Here is a 15,106-nt window from a genome sequence, read left to right as displayed (position 1 = left end):
TTAAAAACCATATCTTTGCGCAAAGATGAAGCATATACGTAATTTTTGCATTATTGCACATATCGACCATGGCAAGAGCACCCTGGCTGATAGGTTATTAGAATATACAGCGACGATTTCGCAGCGTGAAGCGCAGGCGCAATTGCTCGATAACATGGATTTAGAGCGTGAGAGAGGCATTACCATTAAAAGTCATGCCATACAAATGAACTATAAAGTTGGCGATATCGAATACAATTTCAATTTGATTGATACGCCTGGGCACGTGGATTTCTCGTACGAGGTATCGCGTTCAATTGCAGCCTGTGAAGGTGCTTTATTGATTGTAGATGCTTCGCAAGGTATTCAGGCTCAAACCATTTCCAATTTATATTTAGCTTTAGAGCACGATCTTGAAATTATCCCGATTTTAAATAAAATGGATTTGCCCGGGGCAATGCCTGAGGAAGTAAAAGACCAGATTATTGATTTAATCGGCTGTAAACGTGAGGATATTATTCCTGCATCGGGTAAAACCGGAATGGGAATCCCTGATATTATCCAGGCGATTGTAGACCGTGTTCCGGCCCCGGTTGGTGATCCGGAAGCACCATTACAAGCATTGATATTTGACTCCGTTTTTAACTCCTTCAGAGGGATTATTGCCTATTATAAAGTAGTTAACGGCGAGATTAAAAAAGGCGATAAAGTAAAATTCATCAATACCGGAAAAGAATACCTGGCTGATGAGGTAGGTATTTTGAAACTGGATATGTCGCCACGCAATGTGGTTAAAACCGGGGATGTGGGTTATATTATTTCGGGTATTAAAGAAGCCCGCGAAGTAAAAGTTGGTGATACAATTACGACAACTGCAAGACCATCATTAGATGCAATTCAGGGATTTGAAGAGGTAAAACCAATGGTTTTCGCCGGTATTTATCCTGTTGATACTGATGAGTTTGAAGAATTGCGTGAGGCTATGCACAAGTTGCAATTAAATGATGCTTCTATTGTTTTTGAGCCTGAAAGTTCTGCAGCATTAGGCTTTGGTTTCCGTTGCGGTTTCCTCGGCATGTTGCACATGGAGATTATCCAGGAACGTTTGGAGCGTGAGTTCGATATGACGGTAATTACTACCGTTCCTAACGTATCTTACATTGCTCATACAACCAAAGGCGATGAAATTTTTGTAAATAATCCATCCGATTTACCCGACCCAAGTAAATTGGATTCTGTTGAAGAACCTTATATCAAAGCTAACATTATTACGAAAGCAGATTTTGTTGGTCCTGTAATGTCACTATGTATTCAGAAAAGAGGAACCATTGTTAATCAATCATACTTAACATCGGACCGTGTAGAATTGGTTTTCGAAATGCCAATGGGCGAAATTGTATTCGATTTCTATGATAAACTGAAAACTATTTCTAAAGGATATGCCTCTTTCGATTACCATCAAACAGGCTACCGCAAATCGGATCTGGTTCGTTTAGACATGTTAATAAATGACGAGCCGGTTGATGCATTATCATCTTTAATCCACCGTAGCAATGCTTACGATTTCGGAAAGAAAATCTGTGAGAAATTGAGGGAATTAATCCCACGCCAGCAGTTCGAAATCAAAATTCAGGCATCTATCGGTGCTAAAGTTATTGCCCGCGAAACATTGAGTGCTTTACGTAAAGATGTAACGGCCAAATGTTATGGTGGTGATATTTCCCGTAAACGTAAGTTATTGGAAAAACAGAAAAAAGGTAAAAAACGCATGCGTCAGGTGGGTAACGTAGAAATTCCACAAACGGCATTTATGGCGGTTTTGAAATTAGATTAGAAATTAGATATGAGATGACAGATATGAGATATTAGACAATTTGTTGATCTCAAATCTCAAATCTCATTTCTCACATCTTTAAACATGAAATTATTAGACGGTAAATACGTATCAGAAAAAGTTAAAGTTCAGATTGCAGAAGAAGCTGCAGAATTTTTAAATAAAACAGGCCGCAAGCCACATTTAGTTGCCATTTTAGTGGGTAATGATGGTGGTAGCGAAACTTATGTGGCCAGCAAGATGAAAAACTGCGAAAAGGTAGGTTTCAAATCTTCACTTCATCGCTACGATAATTCGGTAACAGAAGCAGAATTACTGGCTAAAATTGAAGAAATTAATCAGGATGATGATGTAGATGGACTAATTGTTCAATTGCCTCTGCCAAAACATATTGATCCTGAAAAAGTAACTGAAACAATTGATCATCGTAAAGATGTTGATGGTTTTCACCCGGTAAATTTGGGCAGGATGATGCGTAACTTACCATGCTTTATCCCGGCAACGCCATATGGTATTTTATTGATGTTACAGGAATACGGCATCGATACTACCGGAATGCACTGCGTTGTGGTTGGCCGTAGTAACATTGTAGGTAGCCCAATGAGTATTTTAATGGCCCGTAATGCCAATCCGGGTAACTGTACCGTAACGCTTACCCACTCACGCACTAAAGATTTAAAAGAACAGGTCCTACAGGCCGATATTGTGATTGCAGCAATTGGCAAAAAGAACTTTGTTACTGCTGACATGGTTAAACCAGGTGCCATTATTATCGATGTAGGCATTAACCGCGAAAATTCCACCGAAACTAAATCTGGCTTTAAGTTATATGGTGATGTAGATTTCGAAAATGTAGCGCCCAAAGCTTCTTACATCACTCCTGTTCCTGGTGGAGTTGGATTGATGACAATTGTAGGTTTATTAAAAAATACATTGGCATCGGCCAGAAAAGAAATATATTCTTAAGCCTAAAGCTGAAAGGATAAAGCAGAGAAAGCGGTTCATAATTGGATCGCTTTTTTTATTTAACGTTTGAGAGCTGCCTGCTTATTTTAGACTACAAAGGCAAAAAAAAAAATTCCCATTCCATTTTGTCATCCTGAACGCAGTGAAGGATCTTTAATGATCGAAGATGTAAAATAGTGATGAAAGATAAACAAATAGATCTCTCCACTTCGCGATGTTCCGGTAGAGATGACGTTTTTTTATTTGGCGTTTGAAAACAGTTCACCGCCACAGTTAACCGATTTAAACAATTAACCAGTTAACAAATGACAAATGAACCTTTATCCCCACAATTTACTCCACCAACTCTCCTCAAAACCGATGTACAACCCATCTTCACGTAATTCTGTTGGATAGATATTGATATAATCTCCCTGACCTTCAGCTCCTCTTCCATTAGTTAAACTATACTCGTAACGATGAATCGGGCAAACCAGGTTTCCGTTTTTACACCAGCCACCACTAAAATGCCCACCAGCATGCGGACAATGCGACTGAGTGGCAATAATTTTGTCTTCATTATTGATCAGACAGATCTGTTTTCCATTAACCTCCATGGTTTTAATGGTATCTACCCGGGGAATCTGATTGTTATTTAGCGCTTTAAACCACTTCATTATGCTAAAATACAGCAAATAAATATCAGTCTTATTTCATCTTTCCATTAAATTTCGAAAGAGGAACCACATCACCATATTTTTTTAGGATATTTGCATCCTCAAAAATGAAACAAGACATACCAGAAGACGGCACATTACTTCCTTTAATGGAAGAATTTTATACTATACAGGGCGAAGGATTTAATACCGGAAAAGCAGCATATTTTATCCGCCTGGGTGGTTGCGATGTAGGTTGCCACTGGTGCGATGTAAAAGAAAGCTGGGATGCTGATATGCACCCGCTTACGCCAGCTGATGTAATTGTAGAAAATGCCGATCAATTTCCGGGCAAAGCGGTTGTAATTACCGGCGGCGAACCTTTAATTTATAACCTGGATTACCTGACCAATAAATTAAAGGAAAGAGGAATCTTAACTTTCATTGAAACTTCCGGAGCTTATCCCCTTTCGGGCAATTGGGACTGGATCTGTTTATCGCCAAAGAAATTTAAAGCACCAAGGCCAGATATTACGCCTTTTGCACACGAATTAAAGGTGATCGTTTTTAATAAAAGCGATTTTAAATGGGCCGAAGAATATGCCGCAATGGTATCGCCTACCTGCAAATTATACCTTCAGCCGGAGTGGTCTAAATCAAAAGAAATTACACCTTTAATTATTGACTATGTGATGGCCAACCCTAAATGGGAAATTTCTTTGCAAACACACAAATTTTTAAATATTCCTTAAAAACAATACATTAGCTTTATACCAAATGTTAATGTAATGAAATTTTGTTTAGTCCTCTTCCTTAGCATATTGAGCATTTATTGTTTCGGGCAAAGTTCGCCTAACAAAAAAGCACAGATTTCTTTTGAAAAAGCAGTTCCGTTGATTGATAAGCTGGATTATGCAGGTGCCGAGCAGGTATTAAAAACTGCTGTTGAAGCTGATCCGTTATTTCAGAATGCCTACATTGTACTTGCTGGTGTTTATAAAGCGGAAAAGAAATATACCGAAGCGAGGGCAGCTTATGAAAAAGCCATCCTCATTAATAAAGCGGTTGCCCCTGCTGTATTTTATGGCCTGGCCGAAACCGAATTTGCTACGCAGGATTATGTAAAGGCAAAACAGCATTTTGAAGAATTTTTAGCTCAGGATGCTTCCTCCGATCGAGCCAAAAAAGCAAAAAAATACGTTTTTGATTGTGATTTTGCATCTACAGCAATAAAAAAGCCTGTAAAATATAGTCCAACAAATTTAGGTGAAGGTGTAAATACAGCAGATGCCGAATATTTCCCTGCTTTAACTGCAGATGGTGAAACGTTGGTTTTTACGCGCCAGATGAATGGAAATGAAGATTTCTGGACTTCACAGCTTAAAAACAATAAATGGGACGTCGCCTTGCCCTTATCCAGTAAAATAAATACAACGCGATATAATGAAGGTGCACAAACGATCTCTCCTGATGGTAAATATTTATTTTTTACAGGTTGCAACCGTCCTGATGGCTTAGGCAGGTGCGATATCTACGTTTCACACCGCGAAGGAAAAGACTGGGGCGAACCTTATAACATCGGAAAACCTGTTAATTCAGAATATTGGGAGTCTCAGCCTGCAATCAGTCCGGACGGCAGGACATTATATTTTATCAGCAACCGCCCGGGTGGATCAGGTGGTTATGATATCTGGAAAAGTACCATTACCGATGATGCAAAATGGGGACCAGCTGTAAATCTCGGCCCTGATATCAATACCATTTACGATGAAAACACTCCTTTTCTGCATGCAGATGGGAAAACTCTGTATTTTTCTTCAGATGGCTGGCCGGGATTCGGAAATAAAGATATTTTCTACAGCCGCATGGATAACGATGGTAAATGGCAGAAACCTGTTAATATAGGCTATCCGATCAATTCTTTCGAAGATGAAAGTGGTTTAGTTGTAAGTGCTGATGGAAATTTCGGATTATTCTCCTCAAATTTAAAAGGTGGATTTGGTTTGCAGGATATTTATAGTTTTGGCATACCGGAATCAGCAAAACCGTTAAAAGTTTCTTATGTAAAGGGAATCGTGAGGGACAAGGACACAAAAAAAACGATAGAAAGCAATGTGCAGGTAGTGGATTTAAAAACTAATAAAACTGTTTTTGATGACTATACCGATCCTGAAACCGGTCAGTTTTTAGCTGTAATGCCTATGGGAAGTGATTACCTGTTTAATGTTAATGCGGAAGGCTATATGTTTTATTCAGAAAATTTCGAACTCAAAACCGGCGACATCAATAAACCTTACCAGATTGAAGTATATATTGAAAAAATTAAGCAGGGAGGAAATGTTACCTTAAGAAATATATTTTTCGATACCAATAAATTTAACCTTTTGCCCGCGTCTATCCGCGAACTGGATCTACTTATTGATTTCCTGCACCAAAATGAAACTGTTCAGATCGAAATCCAGGGACATACCGATAATATTGGAGATGATAAACTGAACGAAAAACTATCGTTTAACCGTGCCAATGCCGTTTACGAATATTTGGTTAAAAATAGCATCGATGCGAAAAGACTTACATTTAAAGGTTTTGGGGCAAGTAAACCAATTGCAGATAATAAAACGGAATTGGGAAGGAAAAATAACCGGAGAACATCGTTTGTGATTACGAAGGTTTAGATTTATTTGGGTTGGTGAGACACCAACCAATAGGACTAATGTGATCCGTCATTCTGAACTTGTTTCAGAATCCATCATGCTATAAAAAAAGTGTCATTTCGACTGGAGCAAAGCGAAATGCCCGCCTGCTATGGGCAGGGAGAAATCTATGCAGATCTCTCAAGTACGGTCTAGATGACGTTTTCTTTATAAAAATTAAAACTTTTTACCTTTCAATACCCTGATCTCCGATCCTTCTGCAAGCATTACAGAATCGGGTTTGGCCCGATTTAGAAAAGCAAAATCATTTCCATAATTAATTCCGAAATCGACATTAATTTTATAATCTTTTACCGGATACGCCAGCCAGCGCGGGTGCTCTACACCATATTCGGAAGTTCTATTGGCGCCAATTTTAGTGTACCCCCAATAATGTTCGGTAATAAATTCTTCTTCACTACCAGCTAAAATTTCTTCAGCTTTTGAAGCGGCAGTTACGGAAAAATTATGCCAGTTTTTGTTCTTCCACAAATAATCTACTTCGAGCTGGTGCCCTTGTTCAATCCAAACATGTTTCATCGGGAATGTTTGGTAATTTTCTTTGTAAATGGTATTGGCTACAAAGGTAATGGCTGGTTTAGGCACAAATTCCTTAATAAATACCACTCCCCGTTTCCAGTTTTCACCATCTTTAAATTTGACGTAAAACCTTAGGTTAACCTCTTCAAAATTGGTATGAAAGGGAATATTAAAGCCAAGCAGCTTTACATCAACAAACATAAAACTAACCAAACTTACATAATATTTCCCCTGCCAGTCATCCAGTTCGGTGTGCGGGGGCAAATATTTCGAAAGTATTTCTTTATCAACCGCATATTGCGCCAAAGCCAGTTTTCGCCATCCGGCAGTGAGAAATACTTTCGGGCTGTTCAAAATTATAGTATGGCTTGTCTGATCCTGATCAGTTTGGTTAATGTTTCTTCCAGTAAATCCAGGTGCAGCATATTGGCACCGTCCGATTTTGCATTGGCCGGATCAGGGTGTGTTTCGATAAATAAACCATCCGCACCAACTGCAATGGCAGCTTTGGCGATAGTCGAAATCAATTCGGGTTTACCACCGGTAACGCCGCTGCTTTGATTGGGCTGTTGTAAAGAATGCGTACAATCCATCACCACAGGCACGCCAAAACTCTGCATTTCAGGTAAGCCACGGTAATCAACAATTAAATCCTGGTAACCAAAGGTATTGCCCCTATCGGTTAAAATTACCTTCTCGTTTCCGGCTTCTTTTACTTTCTCCACCGCAAATTTCATCGAACCGGCAGAAAGGAACTGGCCTTTTTTAACGTTTACCACTTTGCCGGTTTCGGCAGCAGCGATTAATAAATCGGTTTGGCGACATAAAAATGCAGGAATCTGCAATACATCTACATAAGCTGCAGCCATGGCCGCCTCGCCACTTTCGTGGATATCGGTAACGGTTGGCACACCAAATTCTCTACCGATTCTTTCTAAAATGCGCAAGGCTTTTTCATCACCAATGCCCGTAAAAGAACTGCCTTTACTTCTGTTCGCTTTCCGGTAGGAGCCTTTAAAAATATATGGAATTTGCAGTTTATCGGTAATATTTATAATCTTATCAGCAATCCTCATGGCAATATCCTCGCCTTCGATAGCGCATGGACCAGCCATTAAAAAGAAATTCCCTGAATCTGTATTTTTTAATTTATCTAAATAGTTAAGCATAGTTGAGATGTGAGACATGAGAGTGAGACATGAGATGTGAGTTTATCTCAAATCTAGCATCTCATATCTCACGTCTAATTTTTAATTTCCTAGTTCTGACATAAATTTAATCCGCATCAATTGAATTTCTTCGCGGGTGTAATCGGTTTCACCTAATTCGTTCAATGCTTCGTCTATAGAGTCGCTTTCTGCAGCCCTGAAATAATCGAAAACTTCATCCTGGCGGTCGTCATCAATTACTTCATCGATGAAATAATTCAGGTTAAGTTTGGTGCCAGAATTAACGATAGATTCTACTTCTTTAAGGATTTCTTCATAGGTAATGCCTTTTGAATCAGCGATATCCTCTAAACCGATCTGTCTGTCGATATTTTGGATAATCGAAACCTTCATCTGCGATTTATTGGCCTGGGTTTTAATAATCAGGTCAATCGGGCGCTCGATATCGTTATCCTCTACATATTTTTTGATCAATTCGATAAAAGGACTTCCGAATTTCATGGCTTTACCAGAACCTACACCCGAAATCTGACGAAGTTCTTCCATCGTAATCGGATAATGTGTACACATTTCTTCTAAAGATGGATCCTGGAAAACAACAAAGGGTGGCACACTTTTCTGTTTGGCAATTTTCTTGCGGAGATCTTTAAGCAACGATAACAAATGAGTGTCTAAAGCTCCAGTGCCCTGTTTTACATCATCATCATCGTCGTCGGCACCACTTTCTATTGGTTCGTTTAATATAAATTTAAGGCTGTAAGGATTTACAATAAAATCCCTGCCCTGTTTAGTTAATTTTAATAAACCATAATTATCGATATCTTTATACAGGTAATTGTTTAAAACAGCCTGACGGATGATCGATTTCCACATCAGTTCTCCATCTTCCTTTCCAACACCAAATTCGGGCACTTTACTATGCTCATAGGCAATGGTTTGTGCGGTTTCTAAGCCTAAGAAAACGTTCAACAAATGTGCATCGTCAAATTTTTCGCCTGATTTTTCTATAAACTTTAATAAGGTAGATAACTGGTTTTCAGCATCAAACTGTTTTTTAGGCTTTTTGCAATTGTCGCACATGCAATTACAGCCAGTTTCGTTAAAGTTTTCACCAAAATAATGAAGAATCTGCTTACGCCTGCAAACGCCCGACTCTGCATAATCAATCACTTCTTTTAATATCTGCGTACCAATTTCACGTTCCGAAACCGGTTTATCTTTCATAAACTTGGCCAGCTTATCTACATCTTTTTGAGAGTAAAAAGCTATACATACACCTTCCCCGCCATCACGTCCGGCCCTGCCTGTTTCCTGGTAGTAACCTTCCATACTCTTTGGCACATCGTGGTGGATTACAAAACGTACATCCGGTTTATCGATCCCCATACCAAAGGCAATGGTGGCCACAATAACCTCAGCATCTTCCATCAAAAATTTATCCTGCGTTTCGGCCCGCACTTTGGGATCTAAACCCGCGTGATAAGGCAAAGCACTGATTCCGTTAAGGTTTAAGGCTTCGGCAACTTCCTCTACTTTTTTACGGCTGAGGCAATAAATAATCCCCGATTTACCCGGATTTGATTTAATATATTTGATAATCTCTTTGGTAATATCTCGTTTAGGGCGGATTTCGTAGAACAGGTTTGGCCTGTTAAACGACGATTTGAACAATGTTGCTTCCGTCATCCCCAGGTTCTTCATAATATCCTGCTGCACTTTTGGTGTAGCGGTAGCTGTTAATGCAATAATTGGAATATTATCTCCTAAACCCGCAATAACCTGTTTGATTTTACGGTATTCTGGTCTGAAATCGTGCCCCCATTCAGAGATACAGTGCGCTTCGTCAACTGCAACGAAGGAGATTTTAATCAGATTTAAAAATTCAATATTGTCCTGCTTCGCCAGGGATTCGGGCGCAACATACAATAATTTGGTCTGACCGCTTAAAAGATCAGATTTAACTTGAGTAATTTCAGATTTATTTAGGGATGAATTAAGAAAATGTGCAATACTGTCATTTCCACCAAAAGCCCTTAACTGGTCTACCTGGTTTTTCATCAATGCAATTAATGGAGAAATAACAATTGCTGTTCCCTCGCTCATTAAAGCGGGTAACTGATAGCAAATAGACTTCCCTCCACCTGTTGGCATAATAACAAAAGTGTTATTGCCTTCTAAAATATTTGTAATGATCGACTCCTGATCACCCTTGAAATTATCAAACCCGAAGAAATTTTGTAGGTTATCAAATAACGACTTTTTCACGTCCATTTTGTGTAATAAAATATGCGATGCTATTTTTGTATCCAAAATAACATAATTTTACAAGAATTTCAAGTATTAACAGACAATTATTTTCTCTTTGAAAAGTAAAAAATCAATAATTCAATCGGCTGTAAGCACATTAGAGCTCGAAGCAGCAGCAATATTAAATGTTGCAAAGAATCTCGATAACGATTTTGAAAAAGTCGTATCAAGTATTTTACAGGGCAAAGGACGGGTAATTGTAACCGGTATCGGGAAAAGTGCCATTATTGCGCAAAAAATGGTAGCTACTTTCAATTCAACAGGTACCCCTGCAATTTTTATGCATGCTGCAGATGCCATACACGGTGATTTGGGTATGATCCAGGTTGATGATATTGTGATTTGCTTATCCAAAAGCGGGAATACACCAGAAATTAAAGTATTGGTTCCGCTGCTAAAAACGTCTAATAATCTGTTGATCGGGATGGTTGGCGAATTAAATTCATTTTTGGCAGAACAGGCTGATCTGATTTTAAATACTTCGTTCGAAAAAGAAGCCTGTCCACATAATTTAGCCCCTACCACCAGCACCACTGCACAATTGGCATTGGGCGATGCATTGGCAATCTGCCTGCTCGAATGCAGGGAATTTAATGAAGCAGATTTTGCCAAATACCATCCCGGAGGATCATTGGGTAAAAAACTTTATTTAAAAGCAAGAGATTTAGCCTTATCAAACGAAAAACCATCTATTAGCCCAACTGCATCTGTAAAAGATGTACTAATTGAAATTAGTAAAAACCGTTTGGGGGCTGTTGCTGTTGTTGATTCAGCTAACCATGTATTAGGTGTGATTACCGACGGCGATATCAGGAGAATGTTGGAAAACAATAATTCTATTGCTGGTTTAAAAGCCGAAGATATTATGGGTAAAAGCCCTAAGAGCATACAATTTGATGCTTTGGCAGTTGATGCCTTAGACATTATAAAACAAAACAATATAACACAATTGTTAGTTCTGGAACAAAATACTTACTTTGGCATCATCCACTTACACGATCTCCTTAACGAAGGCATTGTGTAATTTTTAAAATAAAAAATGAATAAAAATTATTATGCATTAATTATGGCCGGTGGCGTCGGAAGTCGCTTTTGGCCGGTAAGCAGAACAGAATACCCAAAACAGTTTATCGATTTTTTCGGTGTAGGTAAAACTTTAATACAAAGTACGTACGACAGGTTTTTAAAAATCTGTCTTCCTGAAAATATTTTTATAGTTACGAATGAGATTTATTCTGACCTCGTAAAAGAACAGTTGCCCCAGTTAAGTCCTAACCAGATCCTGGCTGAGCCCCTACTTAGAAATACAGCACCATGCATTGCATATGGCAGTTTAAAAATTGCCGAATTAAATCCAAATGCCACAATCGTTGTAGCGCCTTCTGATCATACCATTGCCGATATAGATGGTTTCGTACAATCGATTGAGCAATCGTTGGATGCAGCTTCTAAAAACGATTGTTTAATTACGCTGGGTATTAAACCAAATCGTCCGGATACAGGTTATGGCTATATACAACACACTGATTATGTGCTTAATACCGACACCGATCTGCATAAAGTTAAAACCTTTACTGAGAAGCCAAACCTTGATTTAGCAAAATCATTTATGCAAAGTGGTGATTTCCTTTGGAACGCGGGAATATTTATCTGGTCGGCAAAAACCATTTTGAACGCTTTCGAGAAACACCTGCCTGACATGTATGAAATATTCAGTCTGGGCCGATCGGAACTGAATACCGAAAACGAAAAAACGTTTATCAATAATGCCTATTTACAATGTACCAATATATCGATCGATTTTGGCATCATGGAAAAGGCCGAGAATGTTTATGTGCTTCCGTCTGATTTCGGGTGGTCTGATTTAGGCACCTGGGCTTCTATTTACGAAATGGCAGAGAAAGATTACGTTGGCAATGCAGTTATCCCTTCAGAACAGGTCATTATGTTCGATTCGTCGAACTGTATGGTTAATGTTCCGAAAGATAAACTGGTGATCTTACAGGGATTGCACGATTATATTGTGGTAGAAAATAACAATATGCTGATGATTTGCCCTCGTGATGAAGAACAACGTGTTAAAGAGTTTGTTGCAGAGGTAAAATCACGCTTCGGAAACAAGTTTATTTAGAATGGAAGATGTGAGATGTAAGATGGATGATGTAGCATAGTTGCCCATCATCCATCTTACCTTTTCCCTTTTACATCAACATCAATTCCCCCATCACCCATTTTACATTTTCCATTAATTCCCCATCATCCATTTCCCCTCTTCCATCTTACATCCCTCCTTACTTCCCCCGCTGTCTAACCGCTTCATATAGAATTACGCCTGCAGCAACAGACACATTGAGCGATTCAATTTTACCTGCCATTGGTATTTTAGCCAAATGATCGGCCACTCTTAAAAGCTCGTTAGAAATGCCTTCATCTTCTGATCCCATTACAATTGCGGTAGGCATGGTATAATCAGGGGAATATATAAAATCATTTGTTTTTTCAGTACAAGCTACAATTTGTAAACCACTTTCCTGCAAAAACAGGCAGGTTTTGTGCAAATTACTATGACGGCAGATCGGGATACTAAACAACGCTCCGGCAGATGTTTTTATGGCATCAGCGTTAATCTGTGCAGCATTTTTTAAAGGCACTACAATGGCATGAACGCCTACGCAGGCAGCGGTACGGGCAATTGCGCCCATGTTGCGCACATCGGTTACGCTATCTAAAACTAATATTAAGGGCACCTCTCCTTTTTCAAAAACCGCCGGAACGATGTCTTCAATATTCTGGTAAGTAATCGGCGAAATTACGGCGATTACCCCCTGGTGGTTTTTCTGCGACATCCGGTTCAGTTTTTCTACCGGAACAGAATTTAACGGGATCAGTGTATCTTTCAAAAGTGCTTTCAACTCCAAAAATAATTCGCCGCCCAAACCGCGTTGCTGGTAAATGGTTTCAATATCTCTTCCAGCTTTAACGGCTTCTATTACGGCCCTGATGCCGAATACAAACTCATTATTCTCTTTTGCGCGTTGCGGTCTTCTAAAATTATCCATGTTTTGAAATTGTTAGGCAAAAGTATTCAAATAAATGTTTTAGCCCTAATCTATATTCTTATTATTAACATTTAATTGTTTAAAATTTTTTACGATTTAATAAAAGCCTGTAAAATTTAATCTGATTATACTTCAATTTGTTAACAAACAAGTAGTAACTAATTCAAACAACCCCGTCAAAATTTGATTACTTTTGTTGAATGAGTATCGATAATGAACAAGGCGGAAAGAACAGTATGACTGCTAGAAAAAGCAGATTAAGCAATACCATTAGTTCACAAGGGAAAATTCCCCCACAGGCATTAGACCTGGAAGAAGCCGTTTTAGGTGCATTGATGCTCGAAAAAGATGCTCTGTCAGCAGTAATCGACGTTTTAAAGCCTGAAGTTTTTTATAACATCGCTCACCAGAAAATCTTTGAAGCGATCCACATTTTATTCCAGAAATCGAAACCTGTAGATATTTTAACGGTAACTTCAGAACTGCGTACGCTGGGTTCGTTAGAAATGGTTGGGGGGGCTTATTACATTACGCATTTAACCAACCGTGTTGCTTCTGCAGCTAATATTGAATTTCACGCGAGGATTATTTCGCAAAAATATATCCAGCGCGAACTGATCAGGATCTCAACCGAAATTATCACCAATGCTTATGAAGATACGACTGATATTTTCGATTTATTGGATCAGGCTGAAAAAGGCCTTTTTGAAATTGCCCAGAATAACCTGCGTAGAGATACCCAGAAAATGGACGATATCATCAAACAATCTCTTGCTACACTTGAAGAACTTCGTACCAAAACTGATGGTTTAACTGGTGTGCCAACGGGTTTTACCGGCTTAGACAGGATTACCGGTGGATGGCAAAAACAGGATCTTGTGATTATCGCTGCACGTCCGGCGATGGGAAAAACGGCATTCGTACTTACCTGTGCGCGTAATGCCACCGTCGATTTTGCAAAACCAACAGTAGTATTCTCACTCGAGATGTCGTCGGTTCAGCTGGTGAATCGTTTAATTTCAGGAGAAGCAGAAATTGAGCAGGAAAAAATCAGGAAAGGAAATTTACAGGAATGGGAATGGCAACAGCTGCACAGTAAAATTGGCCGCTTAACCGAAGCTCCCCTATTGATAGATGATACTCCGGCACTAAATATATTTGAGTTCAGGGCAAAATGCCGGAGATTAAAATCGCAGTACGATATCCAGCTGGTAATTGTCGATTACTTGCAGTTAATGCATGGTAAAGGAGAAGGAAAAGGTGGTGGTAACCGTGAGCAGGAAATTGGTAGTATCTCGAGGGCACTAAAATCAGTAGCAAAAGAACTTGATGTTCCGGTATTGGCACTTTCGCAGTTAAGTCGTGCGGTAGAGAGCAGGCCAGGCTTGCAGGGAAAAAGGCCAATGTTATCCGATTTACGTGAATCGGGATCTATTGAGCAGGATGCGGATATGGTATTATTCCTTTATCGCCCTGAATATTACGGCATTACCGAAGATGAGCAAGGAAGATCGCAGGCAGGTATTGGCGAAGTAATTATTGCAAAACACCGTAATGGTGAAACCGGAATTGTGCCACTTAAATTCGTAGGTAAATTTGTGAAATTTCAGGATCTTGAAGATGATTTTAATGCACCGCCAAATTCGTTCGCGGCTGATCCATCTGCAGGAATGTATCCATCGCAGGATTTTGAAAAACAAAGCAATGTGATTATCCGCCCTTCCAAAATGGATGACTACAATGACGATGATCCACCGTTTTAAAATATAGCTACATAAAAAATGCCTCAAATTAAAATTAGACTGAACCCAAAAAGTTGGACAAAGTTAAAAAATTAATTAGACTGATGAGCTCGATATTTTATCGGGCTCATCCCGTTTAAATTGAGTCTGATTCTGTCGTTATTATAATAGTGAATATATTC

Annotated in this window: 13 protein-coding genes; 7 read left to right on the top strand and 6 right to left on the bottom strand. The window is 39.1% G+C overall.

Annotated elements, in window-relative coordinates; genetic code table 11:
• Positions 1-25: 25 nt before the first annotated feature.
• Entirely contained in the window at positions 26-1,813 is a 1,788-nt protein-coding gene (gene lepA, locus ABD769_RS23610) for a translation elongation factor 4 (RefSeq protein ID WP_344853834.1), read from the top strand.
• Between the two features lie 84 nt (positions 1,814-1,897).
• Positions 1,898-2,779, top strand: coding sequence for a bifunctional 5,10-methylenetetrahydrofolate dehydrogenase/5,10-methenyltetrahydrofolate cyclohydrolase (locus ABD769_RS23605; protein ID WP_344853833.1), 882 nt, complete (start codon positions 1,898-1,900; stop codon positions 2,777-2,779).
• A gap of 320 nt (positions 2,780-3,099) precedes the next feature.
• Here the strand turns inward: ABD769_RS23605 and ABD769_RS23600 are convergent, their stop codons facing one another.
• On the bottom strand, positions 3,100-3,435 hold the full coding sequence (locus ABD769_RS23600; protein ID WP_344853832.1) for a Rieske (2Fe-2S) protein: 336 nt from the start codon (positions 3,433-3,435) through the stop codon (positions 3,100-3,102).
• 107 nt (positions 3,436-3,542) lie between these two features.
• Between ABD769_RS23600 and ABD769_RS23595 the strand changes: the two genes are divergently transcribed.
• On the top strand, positions 3,543-4,166 hold the full coding sequence (locus ABD769_RS23595; RefSeq protein ID WP_344853830.1) for a 7-carboxy-7-deazaguanine synthase QueE: 624 nt from the start codon (positions 3,543-3,545) through the stop codon (positions 4,164-4,166).
• Positions 4,167-4,202: 36 nt separating this feature from the next.
• Complete coding sequence (locus ABD769_RS23590) at positions 4,203-6,089, top strand: OmpA family protein (RefSeq protein WP_344853829.1); 1,887 nt, start codon at positions 4,203-4,205, stop codon at positions 6,087-6,089.
• A 195-nt stretch (positions 6,090-6,284) separates the two neighbouring features.
• Here ABD769_RS23590 and ABD769_RS23585 read toward each other — a convergent pair whose 3' ends face one another.
• The 3 genes from ABD769_RS23585 to recQ all read right to left on the bottom strand — a co-directional run bounded on the left by ABD769_RS23585 (position 6,285) and on the right by recQ (position 10,087).
• Entirely contained in the window at positions 6,285-7,001 is a 717-nt protein-coding gene (locus tag ABD769_RS23585; RefSeq protein ID WP_344853828.1) for a YqjF family protein, read from the bottom strand.
• A gap of 2 nt (positions 7,002-7,003) precedes the next feature.
• A complete protein-coding gene (gene kdsA, locus ABD769_RS23580) occupies positions 7,004-7,816 on the bottom strand; it encodes a 3-deoxy-8-phosphooctulonate synthase (protein WP_344853827.1) in 813 nt (270 codons plus the stop codon).
• 81 nt (positions 7,817-7,897) lie between these two features.
• Positions 7,898-10,087: a DNA helicase RecQ gene (gene recQ / locus ABD769_RS23575; protein WP_344853876.1), complete on the bottom strand. Its 2,190-nt coding sequence runs from the start codon at positions 10,085-10,087 to the stop codon at positions 7,898-7,900.
• Between the two features lie 91 nt (positions 10,088-10,178).
• On the opposite strand from recQ, the gene ABD769_RS23570 reads away from it, so the two are divergent.
• The gene (locus ABD769_RS23570; RefSeq protein ID WP_344853826.1) at positions 10,179-11,147 is read left to right on the top strand and encodes a KpsF/GutQ family sugar-phosphate isomerase; all 969 of its coding nucleotides are present in this window, start codon (positions 10,179-10,181) and stop codon (positions 11,145-11,147) included.
• 15 nt (positions 11,148-11,162) lie between these two features.
• On the top strand, positions 11,163-12,254 hold the full coding sequence (locus ABD769_RS23565; RefSeq protein WP_344853825.1) for a mannose-1-phosphate guanylyltransferase: 1,092 nt from the start codon (positions 11,163-11,165) through the stop codon (positions 12,252-12,254).
• A gap of 160 nt (positions 12,255-12,414) precedes the next feature.
• Here ABD769_RS23565 and rlmB read toward each other — a convergent pair whose 3' ends face one another.
• Complete coding sequence (gene rlmB, locus ABD769_RS23560; protein WP_344853824.1) at positions 12,415-13,182, bottom strand: 23S rRNA (guanosine(2251)-2'-O)-methyltransferase RlmB; 768 nt, start codon at positions 13,180-13,182, stop codon at positions 12,415-12,417.
• A 200-nt stretch (positions 13,183-13,382) separates the two neighbouring features.
• Between rlmB and dnaB the strand changes: the two genes are divergently transcribed.
• A complete protein-coding gene (dnaB, locus tag ABD769_RS23555) occupies positions 13,383-14,945 on the top strand; it encodes a replicative DNA helicase (protein WP_344853823.1) in 1,563 nt (520 codons plus the stop codon).
• 71 nt (positions 14,946-15,016) lie between these two features.
• On the opposite strand, the gene ABD769_RS25040 is transcribed toward dnaB, so the two are convergent.
• Positions 15,017-15,100: an IS3 family transposase gene (locus ABD769_RS25040; protein ID WP_425568871.1), complete on the bottom strand. Its 84-nt coding sequence runs from the start codon at positions 15,098-15,100 to the stop codon at positions 15,017-15,019.
• Positions 15,101-15,106: the final 6 nt, after the last annotated feature.

The organism is Pedobacter jeongneungensis, from assembly GCF_039538295.1.
Classification (GTDB): Bacteria; Bacteroidota; Bacteroidia; order Sphingobacteriales; family Sphingobacteriaceae; genus Pedobacter; species Pedobacter jeongneungensis.
Note: the sequence above shows the minus strand (reverse complement) of the source record. Positions and strands in the feature narration are given on the sequence as shown.

What these genes read in the sequence shown, in the direction of transcription:
- ABD769_RS23595 (WP_344853830.1), top strand. Translation starts at nt 3,543, where the DNA reads ATGAAACAAGACATACCAGAAGACGGCACATTACTTCCTTTAATGGAA.
- ABD769_RS23565 (WP_344853825.1), top strand. Translation starts at nt 11,163, where the DNA reads ATGAATAAAAATTATTATGCATTAATTATGGCCGGTGGCGTCGGAAGT.
- dnaB (WP_344853823.1), top strand. Translation starts at nt 13,383, where the DNA reads ATGAGTATCGATAATGAACAAGGCGGAAAGAACAGTATGACTGCTAGA.
- kdsA (WP_344853827.1), bottom strand. Translation starts at nt 7,816, where the DNA reads ATGCTTAACTATTTAGATAAATTAAAAAATACAGATTCAGGGAATTTC.
- ABD769_RS23590 (WP_344853829.1), top strand. Translation starts at nt 4,203, where the DNA reads ATGAAATTTTGTTTAGTCCTCTTCCTTAGCATATTGAGCATTTATTGT.
- ABD769_RS23605 (WP_344853833.1), top strand. Translation starts at nt 1,898, where the DNA reads ATGAAATTATTAGACGGTAAATACGTATCAGAAAAAGTTAAAGTTCAG.
- rlmB (WP_344853824.1), bottom strand. Translation starts at nt 13,182, where the DNA reads ATGGATAATTTTAGAAGACCGCAACGCGCAAAAGAGAATAATGAGTTT.
- lepA (WP_344853834.1), top strand. Translation starts at nt 26, where the DNA reads ATGAAGCATATACGTAATTTTTGCATTATTGCACATATCGACCATGGC.
- recQ (WP_344853876.1), bottom strand. Translation starts at nt 10,087, where the DNA reads ATGGACGTGAAAAAGTCGTTATTTGATAACCTACAAAATTTCTTCGGG.
- ABD769_RS23600 (WP_344853832.1), bottom strand. Translation starts at nt 3,435, where the DNA reads ATGAAGTGGTTTAAAGCGCTAAATAACAATCAGATTCCCCGGGTAGAT.